The 17,913-nt window shown below is 64.8% G+C and carries 23 protein-coding genes and 1 riboswitch; of the genes, 13 read left to right on the top strand and 10 right to left on the bottom strand.

The window, feature by feature from the left end:
* Positions 1-117: 117 nt before the first annotated feature.
* Positions 118-252 carry a hypothetical protein gene (locus KMZ68_RS26170; protein ID WP_256443688.1) on the top strand — a complete coding sequence of 45 codons (135 nt, stop codon included), beginning with the start codon at positions 118-120 and terminating at the stop codon, positions 250-252.
* 27 nt (positions 253-279) lie between these two features.
* Here KMZ68_RS26170 and KMZ68_RS21725 read toward each other — a convergent pair whose 3' ends face one another.
* Together KMZ68_RS21725 and KMZ68_RS21730 are read right to left on the bottom strand one after the other, a co-directional pair.
* A complete protein-coding gene (locus KMZ68_RS21725) occupies positions 280-762 on the bottom strand; it encodes a MaoC family dehydratase (protein WP_215613200.1) in 483 nt (160 codons plus the stop codon).
* Positions 762-1,226 (bottom strand): MaoC family dehydratase, encoded by a 465-nt coding sequence (locus KMZ68_RS21730; protein WP_215613201.1) that lies wholly within the window; start codon positions 1,224-1,226, stop codon positions 762-764. Before KMZ68_RS21730 ends, KMZ68_RS21725 begins: the two co-directional genes overlap by 1 nt.
* Positions 1,227-1,428: 202 nt before the next feature.
* Here KMZ68_RS21730 and KMZ68_RS21735 point away from each other — a divergent pair, with 202 nt between their 5' ends.
* Positions 1,429-1,722: a DUF4282 domain-containing protein gene (locus tag KMZ68_RS21735; protein ID WP_215613202.1), complete on the top strand. Its 294-nt coding sequence runs from the start codon at positions 1,429-1,431 to the stop codon at positions 1,720-1,722.
* A gap of 31 nt (positions 1,723-1,753) precedes the next feature.
* Here KMZ68_RS21735 and ychF read toward each other — a convergent pair whose 3' ends face one another.
* The 4 genes from ychF to KMZ68_RS21755 all read right to left on the bottom strand — a co-directional run bounded on the left by ychF (position 1,754) and on the right by KMZ68_RS21755 (position 4,922).
* Positions 1,754-2,851 carry a redox-regulated ATPase YchF gene (gene ychF / locus KMZ68_RS21740; RefSeq protein WP_215613203.1) on the bottom strand — a complete coding sequence of 366 codons (1,098 nt, stop codon included), beginning with the start codon at positions 2,849-2,851 and terminating at the stop codon, positions 1,754-1,756.
* 130 nt (positions 2,852-2,981) lie between these two features.
* Positions 2,982-3,584 (bottom strand): aminoacyl-tRNA hydrolase, encoded by a 603-nt coding sequence (gene pth, locus KMZ68_RS21745; RefSeq protein WP_215613204.1) that lies wholly within the window; start codon positions 3,582-3,584, stop codon positions 2,982-2,984.
* Between the two features lie 21 nt (positions 3,585-3,605).
* Positions 3,606-4,355: a 50S ribosomal protein L25/general stress protein Ctc gene (locus KMZ68_RS21750; RefSeq protein WP_215613205.1), complete on the bottom strand. Its 750-nt coding sequence runs from the start codon at positions 4,353-4,355 to the stop codon at positions 3,606-3,608.
* A 309-nt stretch (positions 4,356-4,664) separates the two neighbouring features.
* Entirely contained in the window at positions 4,665-4,922 is a 258-nt protein-coding gene (locus KMZ68_RS21755; protein WP_215613206.1) for an accessory factor UbiK family protein, read from the bottom strand.
* Between the two features lie 211 nt (positions 4,923-5,133).
* Between KMZ68_RS21755 and KMZ68_RS21760 the strand changes: the two genes are divergently transcribed.
* The 10 genes from KMZ68_RS21760 (at position 5,134) to KMZ68_RS21805 (ending at position 13,838) form a co-directional block, all read left to right on the top strand.
* On the top strand, positions 5,134-5,868 hold the full coding sequence (locus tag KMZ68_RS21760) for a dienelactone hydrolase family protein (RefSeq protein WP_215613207.1): 735 nt from the start codon (positions 5,134-5,136) through the stop codon (positions 5,866-5,868).
* A 12-nt stretch (positions 5,869-5,880) separates the two neighbouring features.
* The gene (lgt, locus tag KMZ68_RS21765; RefSeq protein WP_215613208.1) at positions 5,881-6,735 is read left to right on the top strand and encodes a prolipoprotein diacylglyceryl transferase; all 855 of its coding nucleotides are present in this window, start codon (positions 5,881-5,883) and stop codon (positions 6,733-6,735) included.
* 56 nt (positions 6,736-6,791) lie between these two features.
* The gene (locus KMZ68_RS21770; RefSeq protein ID WP_371741483.1) at positions 6,792-7,868 is read left to right on the top strand and encodes a class I SAM-dependent methyltransferase; all 1,077 of its coding nucleotides are present in this window, start codon (positions 6,792-6,794) and stop codon (positions 7,866-7,868) included.
* A complete protein-coding gene (pgeF, locus tag KMZ68_RS21775) occupies positions 7,865-8,635 on the top strand; it encodes a peptidoglycan editing factor PgeF (protein WP_215613210.1) in 771 nt (256 codons plus the stop codon). The genes KMZ68_RS21770 and pgeF overlap by 4 nt, the downstream gene beginning before the upstream one ends.
* A 93-nt stretch (positions 8,636-8,728) precedes the next feature.
* Positions 8,729-9,406 carry a hypothetical protein gene (locus KMZ68_RS21780; RefSeq protein WP_249779444.1) on the top strand — a complete coding sequence of 226 codons (678 nt, stop codon included), beginning with the start codon at positions 8,729-8,731 and terminating at the stop codon, positions 9,404-9,406.
* A 162-nt stretch (positions 9,407-9,568) separates the two neighbouring features.
* A complete protein-coding gene (locus tag KMZ68_RS21785; protein ID WP_215616429.1) occupies positions 9,569-10,522 on the top strand; it encodes a ribose-phosphate pyrophosphokinase in 954 nt (317 codons plus the stop codon).
* Between the two features lie 381 nt (positions 10,523-10,903).
* Positions 10,904-11,335, top strand: coding sequence for a hypothetical protein (locus KMZ68_RS21790; protein ID WP_249779445.1), 432 nt, complete (start codon positions 10,904-10,906; stop codon positions 11,333-11,335).
* 100 nt (positions 11,336-11,435) lie between these two features.
* Positions 11,436-11,864 carry a hypothetical protein gene (locus KMZ68_RS21795; protein WP_215613211.1) on the top strand — a complete coding sequence of 143 codons (429 nt, stop codon included), beginning with the start codon at positions 11,436-11,438 and terminating at the stop codon, positions 11,862-11,864.
* A gap of 167 nt (positions 11,865-12,031) precedes the next feature.
* The gene (locus tag KMZ68_RS21800) at positions 12,032-12,244 is read left to right on the top strand and encodes a hypothetical protein (RefSeq protein WP_215613212.1); all 213 of its coding nucleotides are present in this window, start codon (positions 12,032-12,034) and stop codon (positions 12,242-12,244) included.
* A gap of 304 nt (positions 12,245-12,548) precedes the next feature.
* On the top strand, positions 12,549-13,838 hold the full coding sequence (locus tag KMZ68_RS21805) for an MFS transporter (RefSeq protein WP_215613213.1): 1,290 nt from the start codon (positions 12,549-12,551) through the stop codon (positions 13,836-13,838).
* Positions 13,839-13,870: 32 nt separating this feature from the next.
* On the opposite strand, the gene KMZ68_RS21810 is transcribed toward KMZ68_RS21805, so the two are convergent.
* The 4 genes from KMZ68_RS21810 to KMZ68_RS21825 all read right to left on the bottom strand — a co-directional run bounded on the left by KMZ68_RS21810 (position 13,871) and on the right by KMZ68_RS21825 (position 16,567).
* Complete coding sequence (locus tag KMZ68_RS21810; RefSeq protein ID WP_215613214.1) at positions 13,871-14,137, bottom strand: DUF3551 domain-containing protein; 267 nt, start codon at positions 14,135-14,137, stop codon at positions 13,871-13,873.
* Between the two features lie 115 nt (positions 14,138-14,252).
* Positions 14,253-15,260, bottom strand: a complete 1,008-nt coding sequence (locus KMZ68_RS21815) for a c-type cytochrome (RefSeq protein ID WP_249779446.1) — start codon at positions 15,258-15,260, stop codon at positions 14,253-14,255.
* Between the two features lie 136 nt (positions 15,261-15,396).
* Entirely contained in the window at positions 15,397-15,687 is a 291-nt protein-coding gene (locus tag KMZ68_RS21820; RefSeq protein WP_215613215.1) for a hypothetical protein, read from the bottom strand.
* A 280-nt stretch (positions 15,688-15,967) separates the two neighbouring features.
* The gene (locus KMZ68_RS21825) at positions 15,968-16,567 is read right to left on the bottom strand and encodes a 6,7-dimethyl-8-ribityllumazine synthase (protein ID WP_215613216.1); all 600 of its coding nucleotides are present in this window, start codon (positions 16,565-16,567) and stop codon (positions 15,968-15,970) included.
* Between the two features lie 73 nt (positions 16,568-16,640).
* A riboswitch (FMN riboswitch) is annotated at positions 16,641-16,816 on the bottom strand.
* Positions 16,817-17,244: 428 nt separating this feature from the next.
* On the opposite strand from KMZ68_RS21825, the gene KMZ68_RS21830 reads away from it, so the two are divergent.
* Entirely contained in the window at positions 17,245-17,745 is a 501-nt protein-coding gene (locus KMZ68_RS21830) for a YbjN domain-containing protein (RefSeq protein WP_215613217.1), read from the top strand.
* Positions 17,746-17,913: the final 168 nt, after the last annotated feature.

A 17,913-nucleotide genomic window follows, 5' to 3' on the forward strand; every position in this document is an offset into this window, starting at 1 on the left:
CGCCGCCTCCCGCCCCCGGGAGCGCGGCGGTTTCATTTTGCCCGCACCGGATTTGAACTTGCCGGGCCCCGGCCGCGACCAAGGTCCGGCACCATATTGCGGCGGGGACAAACCTTCATGAAGAGCATTCGGCCCGACACCACCGATCCGATTCCGCTGCGGAATTCTCCGCACCGGATGGGCAACATCATGATCCGGTTTGTCGGGCTTTTGTTCCTGGCGGTAGTGGTGCTGGCGCTGGCCTGGCGCTGATCAAGTCGCGTGGCGGGGTTTCCTGGTTCAGGAATTCGCATTGCGGCGCGGCACGAAGGCGGTCGCCAGCAGCGAATACACCAGTTCGCCGCGCTGGTTGGTGCCGGTGTGGCGGGCCTGCACGATGCCCCATTCCGGCCGCTTCTCGGAGGTCCGCAGCGATTCGATCTCGCTGGAGAAGCTGACGGTATCGCCGGCCAGCACCGGCCTGATCCAGCGCAGTTCGCGAAAGCCCGGCGACGGTCCCCACACCGCGATCGTCTCGCCGCGCGCGGCGGCTTCCCTCGCCTGACTCTGGCCGTCGGTCACCAGCAGCTTCATGCACACCGATCCGACGTGCCAGCCCGACGCGGCCAGCCCGCCGAACAGCGACTTCCTGCCTTCCTCCTCGTCGAGATGAAAGCGCTGCGGATCGAACTGCGCGGCGAATTTCTTGATTGCATCGGCGGTGAAGGTGAACGATCCCACCTCGCGCCGCTGCCCGACCTCCATGTCCTCGAAGAAGCGCATCAGTCCGTCTGCCCCGCCGCGGAGTCGCGCCGACGCACGATGATCGGCGATATCCATTCGCACAATTGCAGCCCGGTCGCGTTGCGCGCCACGGCCTTGAACGTCACGATGCCGGTCTCCGGCCGGCTCTTGGAAACCCTGGCCTCCGCGACCTCGACATCCAGCGTGATGTCGTCGCCCGGCCGGAGCGGCGCCAGCCAGCGCAGTTCATTGACGCCGGGCGAGCCCAGCGACGCGGTGCGGCCGATGAAGCCGTCGAACATCATGCGCATGGTGATCGAGCACAGGTGCCAGCCCGAGGCCGAGAGGCCCTTGAGCATCGAGCGCGAGGCGGCCTCTTCGTCCAGGTGCATGGGCTGCGGGTCGAATTCCGCGGCAAAGGCAAGGACCTCCTCGCGCGTAACGTGGCGCGGGCCGAATGTCCCGAAATGGCCGGGCGGGAAATCTTCGAAGCTGAGTGTCATGATGGGGGATTGCTGTGAGGGAAGCCTGATTGTGGCCGTTATTTGCGGCAATCTCAACCCGCCCACCCGCATGCCTCGTGTTCTGCGGGCGAAGGCCGTATTTCGCCGCTGGTCCCTGATCTTGCCCCTGGCAACATTCGGGGCTAGCCCTATGCGGCAGGTTTGGACGTAGCTCATACTCGACGCGCCGGGAGAACGACCGATGTTTGAATTTCGGGATCTGTTTCAGTGGGACCGCTTCATCACGCCCACGATCATCAAGACCTTCTACTGGCTGGTGATCGGCTTGATTGCGCTGTTCGGCATTTCCGGCATTTTCTCAGGCCTGGCCGCGATGGCGATCAGCCCGTTCGGCGGCTTCATCGTGCTGTTGTCCTCGATCGCCAGCGTCGTCGTCGGGGTGATCTTTTCGCGCATCGCCGCGGAATTCATCCTGATCGTATTCCGCATCAACGAGCACCTCGGCGCGATCCGCGATCAGGGCCAGATGCATTAGGGCTGGCGAAGACGTTGAGTAGTAGCCCGGATCAGGTATTGAACCGGAAATGCATGACGTCGCCGTCGGCGACCACGTATTCCTTGCCTTCCAGCCGCAACTTGCCGGCGTCGCGGGCGCCGGCCTCACCGCCATACGTCACATAGTCGGTATAGGCGATGGTTTCGGCGCGGATAAAACCCTTTTCGAAGTCGGTATGGATCACGGCAGCCGCGGCGGGCGCCTTGGTGCCGCGGTGGATGGTCCAGGCCCGGGTCTCCTTCGGGCCCACGGTGAAATAGGTAATGAGGTCGAGCAACTGGTAGCCGGCGCGGATCAGCCGGTCGAGACCGGCTTCCTCGAGGCCCAGCGTCTCGAGAAACTCCGCGCGTTCCTCGCGCGACAGCGTCGCAATTTCCGACTCGATCTTGGCGGAGATGGTGACGGCGACCGCGCCCTCCTTCTTGGCGTGTTCGGCAACGGCTTGCGAGAACTTGTTGCCCTTGGCCGCGGAGCCTTCCTCGACGTTGCAGACGTAGAGCACCGGCTTTGAAGTCAGCAATCCCAGCATGCCGAAGGCGCGCTCTTCCTCCGGCTTGCGCTCGAGAAACCGCGCCGGCTTGCCTTCGCGCAGCAGCACCAGCGCGCGGTTGACGAGATCGAGCTGTTCCTTGGCGTCCTTGTCGTTGCCCTTGGCCTTCTTGGTGAGGTTGTCGATCCGCTTTTCCAGGCTGTCGAGGTCGGCGAGCATCAATTCGGTCTCGATGGTCTCGATGTCAGCCAGCGGCGCGATCTTGCCTTCGACATGGGTAATGTCGGAATCCTCGAAACAGCGCACCACATGCGCGATCGCGTCGACCTCGCGGATGGTGGCGAGAAACTGGTTGCCGAGGCCCTCGCCCTTCGACGCGCCGCGCACCAGGCCTGCGATATCGACAAAGGTCAGCCGGGTCGGAATGATCTGCGCCGACTTGCCGGCCTCGGCGAGCTTCTCGAGCCTGGGATCGGGCACCGCGACCTCTCCGACATTCGGCTCGATGGTGCAGAACGGATAGTTCGCCGCCTGCGCCGCCGCCGTCTCCGTCAGCGCATTGAACAGCGTCGATTTGCCGACATTGGGCAAGCCGACGATACCGCATTTGAATCCCATAGTAGCTTCCGATCTTTCGCGCGACATCCGCAGCGGGTGAATGATTTGAGGTCGTCATACGCGGGCTTGACCCGCGTATCCGTCTTCTTTGAAAGATGGATCGCCGGATCAAGTCCGGCGATGACGAGCGTTACTTTTCGCCTTCTTCCTTGCCGAAAAATCCCTTGGCTTGCAGCGCAAGATGCACCCGGTTCTGGAACGTCGAGTCCTTTTCTGTCGCGAGCAGTCCGGCGTTGTCGGCAATCGCCTGGCAGAGCGCCTCGACCCAGGGACGGTCGCTCTTGGCGAAATCCGACAGCACGTGGCCGTGTACCAGTTCCTTGATGCCGGGGTGGCCGATCCCGATCCGCACCCGGCGATAATCGTTGCCGATATGCGAGGAGATCGAGCGCAGGCCGTTGTGGCCGGCAATGCCGCCCCCGACCTTGACCCGCACCTTGCCGTCCGGCAGTTCGAGTTCATCCTGGAATACGACGATCTCGCCGGCCGCGATCTTGAAGAAATTCGCAGCCTCCTGAACCGCCCGTCCCGACTCGTTCATGAAGGTTGTGGGCTTGAGCAGGACGACGCGTTCGTGATCGAGCGTGCCTTCCGCGCTCTCGCCCTGAAAACGGCGGCGCCATGGTGCAAAACCATGACGCCGCGCGATTTCATCGACGACTGCGAAGCCGATGTTGTGCCGGTTATGCGCGTATTTCGCGCCGGGATTGCCGAGCCCAACAAACAGTCGCATGACGCGGCATCCCGCGTCCGGTTACTTCTTCTTGTCGCCGCCGCCGGCAGGCGCCTTCGCGCCGGCCGCCGGAGCCTTGGCACCCGCCGCGGGAGCGGCACCCGCCGCCGGGGCAGCGGCAGCGCCGGCCGCCGGAGCGGCACCTGGGGCAGCCGCAGCCGCCGGACCGGCCGCAGCGGCAGCCGCGGCCTTGAGTTCTTCGGCGTAGCCGGACGGCGGCACGATGGTCACCAGCGTCACGTCCTCGCGCGACAGCGACTTTACACCGGTCGGCAGCTTGACGTCGGACAGATGCAGCGAGTGGCTGATTTCCAGCTTGCTGACATCGGCTTCGATATATTGCGGGATGTTATCGACCGAGCATTCCAGGTCGATGGAGTGGGTGACGATGTTGACGGTGCCGCCGCGCTTCACGCCCGGCGCCGTTTCGGCGTTCTGGATGTGCAGGGGAACGCTGACGCGGATGGTGGCGCCTTCGCCGAGCCGCATGAAATCGACATGAACAGGAAAATCGCGCACCGGATCGAGATGGAAGTCGCGCGGAATCACGCGGTGCTTCTTGCCCTCGAGCTCGATGTCGTAAATCGTGGTGAGGAACCGGCCGGCCAGGATGCGCTGGCGCAGTTCGGCGTCTTCGACCGAAATGGTCACGGGGGGCTGGTTGTTGCCATAGATCACTCCGGGCACTCTCCCGGCGCGACGCTCTGCCCGTGCGGCCCCCTTGCCGCCTGCCGGACGCGTGGTCGCCTTCAATTCCTTGACGGTCGCCATTTGGTGTAAGTCCTTGTTTTATAAAAAGTTAAAGGCCGCATCGCGGCCCGGTTGCCGCCGCAGCAAGCCTCCAGGGGTGCGGGGGCTGCGGACGTGGCGGCGTTCTAGCCCCAAAGGGGTGAAATGACAAGGAAATGCGGGGATTTTTCTGCTGGTTTTGGGGGCCGGCCCACAAACTCGTCATTGCCGGGCTCGACCCGGCGATCCATCCCTCACGAAGATTGATGGATGCCCGGATCAGGTCCGGACATGACACCGAATAGAGTGAAACGCCTACCCGTCCGTATTCAGGCTGCCGACACCCGCCGCCTACTGGGAGACGCCGAGCTTGGCTTCCAGCACGGCGATGCGGGCCTTCAGCACCTCGTTTTCCTCGCGCGCCAGCCGGGCCATGTCCTTGACCGCCTCGAACTCCTCGCGCTTGACGATGTCGAGGTCGCGCAGGATTTTCTCGGCCTGATTGCGGACCACGGTGTCGACCTCGCGCTTGACGCCCTGGGCGGCGCCGGCAGCGTCGTTCATCAGACGCCCGATCTCGTCGAAGAACCGATTGCTGGTCTGGGTCATCTCAAAATTCTCCGGTCGGCTGCAAAGGATACTGTCGAACCTGACAATGGCGATCCTGAGGGCGCGGTTCAAGGCCGGCATGGTTGCCTAACGCCAAGTCCCAAGGCAAAGCCCTAAGCCCAGGTCGCCTTGTCATGATCTGGTTTCCTTGCAATCGTATCCCATTGCCGGAACAACAAAACCGCCAGCCGGAAACGAGAATAGACGTCCCATGATCGACCAGCAGATCGAGATTCCGACCAAAGATGGCCACACCACCACCTTCATCAGCCATCCCGAACGCGGCGGCCCGTTTCCCGTCATCATCTTCTACATGGACGCCCCGGCGATCCGCGAGGAACTGCGCGACATGGCGCGCCGGCTGGCCACGTCGGGTTATTACGTGATGCTGCCGAACCTGTATTACCGCTCCGGCGTCATGGAAATCGGGCCGATACCGCCGGACCCCGACGCGCCCGAGCGCAAGCGCATGTTCGGGTTCATGAACTCGATCAACATTCCCCTGGTCATGGAAGATACCGCCGCGCTGCTCGCCTACGCCGACAAGCAGCCGGCCGCGAACGCGAAGATCGTCGGCACCGTCGGCTACTGCATGAGCGGCCGCTATTCCATCAACGCCGCGACGCATTTCCCGGACCGGGTCAAGGCGGCGGCCTCGATCTACGGAACGCATCTGGCCACCGACCAGCCCGACAGCCCGCATCTCGCCGCCAGCAAGACCAAGGCCGAGCTTTATTTCGGCTGCGCCGAAACCGACATCTACGCGCCGCAGGAGATCATCGACAAGGTGATGGCATCGATGAAGGGCGCCAATGCCGAGGTCGAAATCTATCCCGGCACCCATCATGGTTTCGCGTTTCCGAAGCGGCCGGTCTATAATCGCGACGCGGCCGAACGGCACTGGGAACGGCTGCTGGCGCTGTATCGCCGCAACCTCTCAAAGTAAGCCGCAGGCGCAATGCCCTTTCTCACCATCGCATTCCCGGTGTTCGATCCGATCGCCATCGCGATCGGGCCGATCGCGATCCGCTGGTATGCGCTGGCCTATATCGGCGGCATCGTGCTGGGCTGGCTCTACGCCCGCGCGCTGATCAAAAACGAGAAATTGTGGGGCGGGCCGGCGCCGATCACGCTGCCGCAGATGGACGATTTCATCCTCTGGGTCACGGTCGGCATCATCCTCGGCGGCCGCACCGGCTACGTGCTGTTCTACAACCTGCCGTTCTTCATCCAGCATCCGGCCGAGATCTTCGAATTGTGGAAGGGCGGCATGTCGTTCCACGGCGGCTTCCTCGGCTGCGTTGCCGCGGTGATGCTGTTCTGCCGCAGGAACGGCCTTCCGATCCTGTCGCTCGGCGACATCACCACCGCGGTCGGACCGATCGGGCTGTTCCTCGGGCGGCTCGCCAATTTCATCAACAGCGAGTTGTGGGGCCGGCCGGCGGACGCCAGCGTGCCCTGGGCGATGGTGTTTCCCAATGGCGGGCCGCTGCCGCGCCATCCGAGCCAGCTCTACGAGGCCGGGCTCGAGGGAATCGTGCTGTTTACAGTGCTGGCGGTGATGATTCGCTTCGGCGCCCTGAAGCGGCCGGGCCTGATCCTCGGCAGCTTCATTGCGATCTACGCCTTGGCCCGCATCACCGGCGAGTTTTTCCGCGAACCCGACCCGCAGCTCGGATTTTTGTGGGGCGGGCTGACAATGGGTATGCTGCTGTCGGTGCCGATGATCATTGCCGGAGCGATCCTGATCGTGGTGGCATGGCGCCGTACGCCGCCGGCTCGAGCGTTGAAATCCAACCAGGCAACACCGTGACCGAATATTCGCCGCTGCAGTCCGAGATCAAAAAGCTGATCAAGTCGTCGGGGCCGATGCCGGTCTGGCGCTACATGGAACTGTGCCTGACGCATCCCAAGCACGGCTACTATGTTTCGCGCGATCCGCTCGGACGCGAGGGCGATTTCACCACCGCCCCCGAGGTGAGCCAGATGTTCGGCGAACTGCTCGGGCTGTGGGCGGCTTCGGTTTGGAAGGCGATCGGGTCGCCGCCGCTGCTGCGGCTGATCGAACTCGGGCCCGGCCGCGGCACCATGATGGCGGATGCGCTGCGCGCGCTGCGGGTTCTGCCGCCGCTCTATCAGTCGCTCAGCATCCATCTGGTCGAGATCAATCCGGTGCTGCGCGACAAGCAGAAGTCGACGCTGTCGGGCGTGCGCAACATCGCCTGGCACGAGAGCATCGACGAGGTGCCGGAAGGGCCCGCGGTGATCTTCGCCAACGAATATTTCGACGTGCTGCCGATCCACCAGGTGGTGAAGCGCGAGACCGGCTGGCACGAGCGCACCGTCGAAATCGACGACACCGGCAAACTGGGATTCGGCGCCGCGCCGGAGCCGATGCCGCGCTTCGAAGTCCTGCTGCCGCCGCTGGTGCGCGCCGCGCCGGTCGGCGCGGTGTTCGAGTGGCGGCCGGACGCCGAGATCATGAAAATCGCGACACGGATGCGCGACCAGGGCGGCGCCGCCCTGATCATCGACTACGGTCACCTGCGCAGCGACGCCGGCGATACCTTCCAGGCCATCGCCCGCCACAGCTTCACCGATCCCTTGAAGAATCCAGGCCAGGCCGACGTCACCGCCCATGTCGATTTCCAGGCGCTGGTGCGCGCCGCCGAGGACCTCGGCGCACGCGTCCACGGCCCGGTGCCGCAGGGCGATTTCCTGAAGCGGCTCGGCATCGAAACCCGCGCGGTGACCCTGATGGCGAAGGCCTCTCATGAGGTCTCCGAGGACATCTCCGGCGCGCTGAAGCGGCTGGTCGGCGGCGGCCGCGGCGGCATGGGATCGATGTTCAAGGTGCTCGCGGTATCGGAACCCCACCTCACCGATCTCGCGGGATTCAAGGACGAGCCGGACGCCAGGCCCGACGCCAGGGCGGCGCAGCCATGACGCTGGAATCGCCGCTGCTCTCGGCCATTCCCGGCCTGCGCCACGCCTTCTTCACCCGCGAGGGCGGGGTGTCCGGCGGCATCTACGGCAGCCTCAACGGCGGCGTCGGCTCCAACGACGATCCCGCTCACGTCGAAGAAAATCGCCGCCGGATGGCGGAGCGATTGGGCGTCACGCCCCAACATTTTCTCAGCGTCTGGCAGACCCATTCGCCCGACGTCGTGGTCACCACAGGACCATGGCAGGGAGAGGAGCGGCCGCGCGCCGACGCCATCGTCACCCGCACCGAAGGCGTCGCCATCGGCGCCACCGCGGCCGACTGCGGACCGGTCCTGTTCGTCGACCCCGGCGCGCGCGTGATCGGTGCGGCGCATGCGGGGTGGAAGGGCGCGCTGACCGGCGTGCTGGAATCCACCATCGAGGCGATGGAAAAACTCGGCGCCGAGCGCGGCCGCCTGATCGCCGCCATAGGCCCGATGATCCGCCAGCCCTCTTACGAAGTCGGCGGCGAGTTCGTCGAGCGCTTCATCGAGGCCGACGCCGACCACGCGCTGTTCTTCATTCCCTCGGTACGCGCCGGCCATTCGATGTTCGACCTCGCCGGCTTCATCCGGATGCGGCTCGAAAATGCCGGCGTGCCTATGATCGACGACACCGGCATCGACACCTATTCCGACCAACGCTTCTTCAGCTACCGCCGCTCGGTGCATCGGGGCGAGCCGGACTACGGCCGGCATGTCCATTCGATCGCGCTGGAGCGGGAGTAGCTCCCGATCGCGCAGATTGCGGCCCGGCCTTGCGGAACCCGACAGCGCCGCTGCCCTAGACCTTAACGCGTTTTAACGATATCGCTGGGCGCAATGAGGGACGCGTCAACGAACCTGCTCCGGACCGGCACGACCGGCCGGACCGCATTGCGCGCGGCGATCGCCGCAGCGTTGATTGCGTTCGCCTGCGGACTCGGCGGCTGCGCCAGCAGCGGCGGCGCGGGCAGCGGCGCGTTCGCGATGGCCGGCAGCGGTCCCACCGTCGCCTTCGAATCGATCGACGGCCCGCCGCCGCAGGTGTTCGAGCGGATGGTGAGCGTGCTCGACAGCGAATCCAAGCTGCGCAACCTTCAGGTCGTGTCCCGCGAGGGCTCGGCCGCCTACCGGGTGCGCAGCTATCTCGCCGCCCAGGTCAGCCGCGGCCGCACCACCATCGCCTGGGTCTGGGACGTTTATGACCGCGACCAGCAGCGCGCGCTGCGGCTTTCCGGCGAGGAGCCCGCCGGCAAGGCCGGACGCGACGCCTGGGCCGCGGCCGATGACCTCCTGTTGCGAAAAATCGCCCAGGCCGGGCTGAGCGGCCTTGCCGCCATGATCAATGGAACCGCGCCGGCGGAAGCGCCGCAGCCTGCCCCCGCACCGGGCCGGCGCGGCCCCGCGGTCGCCAGCGCGGAACTGCCCTGGCTGGTTTCGGACGGTTTTGCGGCCAGCGCCCCCGGCAGCGACAGCGCCCTCGGCGGCGAGGGTGCTTTGGGTTACAGTGCCCGTTAACGAAAACGCCCCGGGACCTGATTTTGCGCAGGAAAACGTAGTTCCACGGGTTGCCAGCCGGACTGCCTCCTTGATATCACCTCGCTCGTCGAAACGCGCCGGTTCCATGGGTATTCCGAGATGCTGAACATTGTATCCAGCAAGGCGCGGGGAGAAGCCTCGATGTCGGCCAAGAACGGCTCCATCAAGCTCGTCGCCGGCAATTCCAATCCTGCGCTGGCCCAGGAAATCGCCAACTGGCTGCACCTGCCGCTGACCAAGGCCACTGTCCGCCGCTTCGCCGACATGGAAATCTTCGTCGAGATCCAGGAAAACGTCCGCGGCTCCGACGTCTTCATCATCCAGTCGACGTCGTTTCCCGCCAACGACCATCTGATGGAACTCCTGATCATCACCGACGCGCTGCGCCGGGCTTCCGCGCGCCGCATCACCGCCGTGATCCCCTATTTCGGCTATGCCAGGCAGGACCGCAAAGTCGGTTCGCGTTCGCCGATCTCGGCCAAGCTGGTGGCCAATCTGATCACCCGCGCCGGCGTCGACCGCGTCATGACGCTCGACCTGCACGCCGGCCAGATCCAGGGCTTCTTCGACATTCCGACCGACAACCTCTACGCCTCGCCGGTGATGGTGCGCGACATCAAGGAACGCTTCGACCTCGCCAACGTCATGGTGGTGTCGCCCGACGTCGGCGGCGTGGTGCGCGCCCGCGGCCTCGCCAAGCGCATCAACACGCCGCTCGCCATCATCGACAAGCGCCGCGAGCGCGCCGGCGAATCCGAAGTCATGAACGTGATCGGCGATGCCGCAGGCTTCACCTGCATCCTGATCGACGACATCGTGGATTCCGGCGGCACGCTGGTGAACGCCGCCGATGCGCTGCTCGCCAACGGCGCCAAGGATGTCTACGCCTACATCTCCCATGGCGTGCTGTCGGGCGGCGCCGCCGCCCGCATCGCCGGCTCCCGGCTGAAGGAGCTCGTGATCACCGACTCGATCCTGCCGACCGAGGCGGTCACCAAGGCGCCCAACATCCGCACACTGTCGATCGCCCCGCTGATCGCGGAAGCCATCGCCCGCACCGCGTCGGAAGAGTCGGTGTCGAGCCTGTTCGACTAGGCCGTCCCGGCGGCGGATATCGCTGCGCTTCATCGGGGCGGCTGTGCTTCATCTGGGTTACGGATCACTTTGCAACCGGTCGTCATCCCCCGCGCATGCGGGGGATCCAGTACGCCGCGGCTTATCGGTTCAATCACTGACGTCTCTGGGATACTGGGTCACCCGCTTTCGCGGGTGATGACAGGTGAGGATGTGGCGTGCGTTCGCACACAACCACGCCTTCACGATCTCGCGCGAGGGGCTGGACAGAAAATCGGATGAGGCAACTGATTTGCCCGCACCAGCCCGTAAAATGAAAACTGATCCGATAATCAGACCTTAACGAGAGCCCGCTTAGCTGCACCCTGTCCGCCAACGCGTTGCGGCCCGGAGCGCCAAGCCATGATGTCAGATCCGATCGATCGGGATTTCGCTGATGACGACCACGCCAGGACAGAGATCAGTGCGGCGGTGAGATATCTGCTCAAGGACACAACCGGCGGCGCGCGCGGCGATATCGTCCGGGAGATCATCGAGTCCATTCGCAGCATCGCCAACGGGCCGCTGCTGCCTCAACCGCAGAATCCACCGGAGGTTCGCGCGGTGAAGCAGCCCGCCATGAGCGGCGTGACCTACAAGGCCTATGTCATCGACGCCTTCCGGCGCGATACCGACAGATGGCGCTCGACCATCCGTCGGCTCGACGGCAAGAAAATCCGGGTCGCGATCCCGCCCTCGGTGGTCGACGAAGCCACCACCTCGGCCGATGCGCTCACCGCCGAGAAGGCCGTCGAGCTTGCCAGAAAAGCCATCGACGCCGGCGGGCTGATTTAAGCCGCACCACCTCCCGAGCCTTGGTGGGAGATGCGTGTTCCTCCCCGCTATTCCTAGTGGCGTTGCCTAGCGCCGCAAGACTGGCTGTAATCGCCTGACCATGAGCACCAAGTCGCGCGAGTCCATCTGGGGCGGCCGCATCCGGGGCGCGAAAATCCGCGCCGACGGCGCGCGGGAAGCCGCCGCGAAAGCCATTCGCGAGGCCGACCGCGCCGAGGCGGAAGCCTGGTCGATCCGGATGGAAGGCTATGGCGGGCCGGCGCAGCCCGCGCCCTCGATCGGGCAATGCCTCAACGGCGGCCTCGGCTGGCTCGAGGTCGAATGCAACCGCTGCAAGACCCGCGCGAGCCTGCCGCTGACAGCCATCCGAAGGCCGCGCGATACGCCGCTGTGGAAACTGGAAGCGTCGCTGAAATGCCGCTCCTGCCGCAAGGGCCGCTACGCGCCGCCGGTGCACATGATCAAGCTGACGGCGACGCGGGAGATCACGCCGTACAAGTGGGTGCATCCGGAGGAAGAGGATCGGTAGCTGTCGGGCGACCTCCTGTCCGCCGCAAGGGCCGGATCAAAAACTGCGATTAAACTTGTACGTATTCATCATAACCCAACGTCGGGTTTGCCATCTGCATGAGGTCGCCGGAAATTGATCCGTCGATGTGTCAGGTACACCACTGGTTTCTCGCAGGGGTTACTCCGATGAAGGAAATTGCCCGGTTACGAGGACTGGAAGCCGATTGCCGCCGGCGGGCGCAGAGCGAGTCTGAAAGAAAATGGTATTGGCTCGCGCAGGCCGCCAGGTATCGAACACAGGCCGCTCTTGAAGCCGCCGAAATCTCCACCGAAGCGAACGCGCCTGAAGTCAAACTGGCAAGCTGGCCAATGGTCAGGGATGAAAGACGGCTGCATTAGCCGTCCACGCTGCAACGGCGGGCTCGCCTTCCTTGTCGGTGTCGCGCGCCACGATCTGTGACGCGTCATTCGGCAACCGTCGCTGCAGCGCTTTCGCTTCGTCGCCGACGGTATCAAAGACATCGTGCCGATGAGGCTTGCGAGGCGAAGATCCGATAGCGCAGAGCGATCTGGAAAAGTATCGCAAAGAAATGGCCAAGCGGCAGTCAGCCCCCTCCTTGATCCCCCCACCCGTCCCGCCTAGGCTCCGCACCTGCGAAACGCCTGCCCATCAAACCAACAAGAAGCGGGACAACCCCCAGCGATGCAGCCCGCCGAGCGGCGCCCATTCCCCCACCGCCGGGGCCTGATCATCGTCACGACCATGGCCACGGCCTATATGGCCAGCCATTTCTTCCGCGCCTCCAACGTCACCATCGGGCTCGACCTGATGCGCGACCTCGCCATCGGGCCGGAAGCGCTGGGCGCGCTGACCGGCGCCTTCTTCTTCGGCTTCGCCGCGATGCAGATCCCCTGCGGCTTCCTGTTCGATCATTTCGGCCCGCGCCGCACCGTGACCGGCCTGCTGGTCCTCGCCACGATCGGCGGCGCCATCTTCACGCTGGCGCCGAGCTGGCCGGTGCTGCTGACCGGCCGGGTGCTGATGGGCGCCGGCTTCGGCGTCATGCTGATCGGCACCATGGTGGTGGTCACCCGCTGGTTTCCGCCGGACCGCTTCTCCACCCTGATCGCCATGGTGATGTCGATCGGCCTGCTCGGCAACCTCGCCGCCACGACGCCGCTGGCCTGGGCCTCGGAGGCGATCGGCTGGCGCGGCGTGTTCGGCGTCGCCGTGGTGTTCACCGCGCTCGCCGCCGTCGCGGTCTGGCTGGTGGTGCGCGACGCTCCATCAGGCCACCCGTTCCTGGACCGCACCGCGGAGCCGCCGCGCCAGATGCTGCAAGGCCTGATGGAGGTGCTGCGCAACCCGCGCCTGAAGCCGATCCTGGCGCTGAATTTCTGCAGCTATGCCTGCACCTTCACGGTGCAGGGCCTGTGGGGCGGCCCGTTCCTGCGCGAGGTGCACGGGATGAGCGCGATCGAGGCCGGCAACGTGCTGCTCGCCGCCGTCGTCACCTACCAGTTCGGCATGCTCGCCTTCGGCCCGCTCGACCGCATGCTGGACACCCGCAAATGGATCGCCATCGGAGGCTCCTTGGTGGTGATCGCCCTGCTCGCCACGCTGGCGCTGGCGTCGCAGCCGCCGGCCTGGGTGCCGGTCGGCGCCATCCTCGGCATCGGCTTCTTCTCGGCTTCCTCGACCATGGTGCTGACCCATGGCCGCGGCATCATCCCGGACCGGCTGATCGGGCGCGGCATGTCGACGCTCAACACCTCCGTGATGCTCGGCGTCGCCTGCATGCAGTCGCTGTCCGGCGTCATCGTCGGCGCGTTCGAACCGCTGGCCGGCGGCGCCCGCAGCGAGACCGCCTACCGCGCTCTGTTCGGCGTGCTCACATTGGTGCTGATCGTCGCCCTCGCGATCTACAGCCGCTCCAAAGACGTCAGGCCCAGCGACGAAATGCGCGCCCGGCTGAAAGCGCACGAGGCTTGAGATTCCACCGCATCCCGCGCCCAGGATCAGGCCTAGTAGACGCGAGGATGCCGCCGATAACGTCGTTCCCGGGGCACTTGCGCTCTCGCAAAATAGGGATTGGTGACGCACCAGGCGGCGCGGCCCGATGCCGACTGAGCGCACTGCGCTAGCGAGGTATAACCGCATTCGATGTACTCGCCGTCGATGGAGACGACATGGAGGCAGACCGGATAATCCGGACTATACGTCTGGGCGCGAGCCGACGGCGCTGCCGAAACCGTCGCGATCGTCAAAATCGCCAAAGCCAGAATGCGCATCAGAATCTCCCTCGGGATTGACGGGGCGGCATCAACGCATCGAAGAGACCAACCCCATCGATCCCGGTCAATTCACATTCGCGCGCGAGCCCGCGATGGGTGCTTTGTTGGCGCCTTACTTGGGCGCAGCGCCGCTCTGCCTTTTGGCGTGCTCGGCCCGGATCGGGGAAAATGGTCCGTACCTGTGTTGCTCCCGATCGAAACCGTCGGCATACGGGCCGTAGGGCGCATCGACGGGCTTGGCCAGAAGGTCGGGATAGTCCTTGTCGAGGCCGGCTTTTGCCGGACGCGGTTGGGAGATCATATAGGCAGCGACGTCCCATGCCTGCTCGACCGTGAGCTGCGGATTCAGGTAGTCGGTGCCGTGCGGCATGTTGAAGTGCACGAAATTCGCCGCGGTAATCAGCCGCGCCATGCCGGCGCCGTCGTTGAAACTGTCCGGGCCCCACAGCGGCGGCACCATGTAGCCGAGATCGGTGGTCGGCAGGCTGCGGCGGATTCCGGAGCCGTCGGTATTGTGACAGGCCAGGCAGGCATTGGCGTAGATCGCCTTGCCGCGAACCGGATCGGCGGCGCGATCAAGTTCAGGCATCGACCCGGCGCCGAGTCCCGACAGCACCTTGCCGGCCGGAACCCCCGACGACAGAAACCGGATGTAGGCCACGAAGGCTCGCATCTCCGGACTGTCCGATGGCAGCGCGCGGCCGTTCATGCTGCGCGACATGCACGCGTTGACCCGGTCCTCGATGGTGATCTCGGCGCCGAGGCGGGCGCTGTATTGCGGAAACAGCTCGACCAGCCCGAAGACCGGGAGGCCGAATTTCCTGGTGCCGGCTTCGAGATGGCAGTTGCTGCAGGCGAGATTGTTGCCGGCAAACCGTTTGGCCGAATCCGGCACCTGCGGCCCGATATGGGCGTAGGTCGCGGTGATCAGGTCGCGCCCGCGCCGCACCAGGCGGCCATGATCGTCATCGGGCAGCGCGCCGACTTCGGGCACCGTCCAGACCGGAGGAGAGACCGTCTGTGCGCGCCCCGCATTGGTCGCTGATATCGCGATGGCAACGGCCGCAACCGCACGCATTGTCCACGAGCAGAGCAGTACAAAAGGATTGCGGTAAACCATCGGTCTCTCGTCACCAAAGCCGGATTTCGGACATGCGCCCGGTCGACAGCATTGTCCGCCGCCTGAAGTTAACGCCGGGTTCAGCGCGACCGAACCCGCCCGCGAGATCGGCTTCGATGCCGCGGCCTCAGGCAGCTCATTCGGAGATCGCCTCGTCGGGGTTGGCGTCTTCCCTGAACAGCGACCTCAGCAGGCGCCACAGTTCGCGGTGTCCGGAGGTTTGACCGCCCTGCTTGAGATAGTCCGCAATATCCATTGTCGCGGTTTGAAAATCGACGGTGCCGCCGAAGCCGGCGTCCAGATGCGCCACCTCGCGCTCGACATACAAACTCTTGCTGTCGGCATCGAAAACAAGCGTGCAGCGATCCGCATGGGTAATCTCGGGGCCGCTTACCCGGCGATACAGTTCCCGTTTCAGAAGGGCCATTTTCCGCTCCCGATGTTGGCGGTGCGATGGATAAATCTCCAAAACTCAATAGGGTTCAGACCTTCCCACCGCCGAGTTTACAGGCCCGGCGGCGGGAATGACAATCGAGCCGTGTCTTCTCCCTCGTCCCCCTCTTGCGGGGTCGAGACGAGCGAATCTCGCTCTTAGAGGGTCGGGGTGAGGGGCTCTCTCAACGAGTACGACTCGCGGATAGTCCCCCTCACCCGGCGCTACGCGCCGACCTCTCCCCGCAAGCGGGGAGAGGTGAGTAAAACTCCGCCTAGGTAATCCCTGCCGCGACCTGACCGCGCAGCCGTTCGAGGCTGAGCAGCGTGTTGGCGCAGGCTTCCGCCACCTCGATGCCCTTGATGGCGAAATGCTTGCGGAAGAATTCGAAATGCGCGGCGCTTTCGTGGAACTGCTGCGGCGTCAGCACCGCGGAGAATACCGGCACCTCGGTGCGCAGCTGCACATCCATCAGCGCCTTGATCACGGTGTCGGCGACGAATTCGTGGCGGTAGATGCCGCCGTCCACCACGAGCCCCGCCGCGACGATCGCGGTATAGCGCCGCGTCTTGGCGAGAATCTGCGCATGCAGCGGGATCTCGAACGAGCCGGGCACCTCGAACACGTCGACATTGGTGATGTGGCGCGCCGCGATCTCGGCGAGGAAGGCGATCCGGCATTCCTCCACCACGTCGCGATGCCAGGACGACTGCACGAAGGCGACCCGCTGCGGCTTGGCAAACCGCGGATGGGCCGGCGCCGGCGGACGCTCGGGCGCTTCGGGCGACCGGGATTCCCTGGCTTCGGATTCTTTGACTTGGGATTCTTGAGCTTGGGATTCTTGGACTTCGGCTTCTTGCAACATCTGATTCATGGCTTTCCTCTTTCAGGACCAGAATCAGGGCACACGGATCGACGCCAGCCGCGCGCAAGGGCGCAGCCGCCGCAACCGTTCTCTTTCATCCGGACTTTAACCGTCGGCTTCGGATTCACACCGAATCTGCTGACCCTTCCCGCCCGAGGAAATCCCAAGGGAAATTCCAGGGAGAAGAAGGCGCTCGCGGGCTTGGGTGACGTCACCCTTACCGCCGGTGGGGAGTTTCACCCCGCCCTGAGAACATCGGCCGTCCGGGATGAACGGCCTTAAGCGGAACTATGGCGGGTCGCCCGGACCGGGGCAAGCGCCTTCCCCATCGCCTTTTCGCATGTCCCCATGCCCTCCCGGCCGCGGCTTGCAGGCGGCGGAGTCGAAACCGGCCGGCGCAAAAGTTAACGATTTGGGTACAAGGCGAATCCGATTCCGGTTTGTTCTCAAATTAATAATTGTGGCCGCGATCAGCTGTGGACGAGCAGCGCTTTGGCTGTGGAAGGACTCGGGGTGCGGTTGCGCGGATTCCGCAAATCACATCACTTGATCCCGGCAGGCCCCGGGGTGTTCGGGCAGACATTTGGGGATTGCAGTCGGCGGCGACGCATTGCGAAGGGCGCGCGCCGGTCCCCGCGTGCGTATCAACCGAGATCAACCGAGCAAGAAAATAGGGTCGAGACGGCATGTCCCTCCTCGAAGGCATTATCGATTCCCGGAACAACCCGCTCGCGGTGGTCGAAGACATCGCCGCCGATAACAACTGGTCGTTCGAACGTTCCGGCGAAGACGAAGTCACGATCGTCTCCAGGGGCGACTGGACCGACTACCAGCTGTCCTTCACCTGGATGGCCGAGATCGAGGCGCTGCATCTGGCCTGCGCCTTCGACATGAAGATTCCCGCCGCGCGCCGGCCCGAGGTGCAGCGGCTGATCGCCGCCATCAACGAGCAATTGTGGGTCGGGCATTTCGACATCTGGACCCATACCGGCATGATCATGTACCGGCAGGCGCTGGTGCTGCCGGGCGGACTCACCGCCTCCACCGCACAATGCGAAAGCATGCTGGTCGGCGCCATCCACGCCTGCGAGCGCTACTACCCGGCGTTCCAGTTCGTGGTCTGGGCCGGCAAGACCGCAGCGGAAGCCATGAGTGCCGCGATGTTCGACACCGCAGGCGAAGCGTAGTTCAAATTCTACGTCGTCCCGGCGAACGCCGGGACCCATACTCCGTGACGCCGGCGTTCGGGCAAAATGCTTGTGGTGGCCCGCCCTTCGCTTTACTAGAACCACCTGTGGTTATGGGTCCCCGCGTTCGCGGGGACGACGGCGGACAGTGTGGTGGCATCCTTGAAC

This window comes from Bradyrhizobium sediminis (assembly GCF_018736105.1).
Taxonomy (GTDB): Bacteria; Pseudomonadota; Alphaproteobacteria; order Rhizobiales; family Xanthobacteraceae; genus Bradyrhizobium.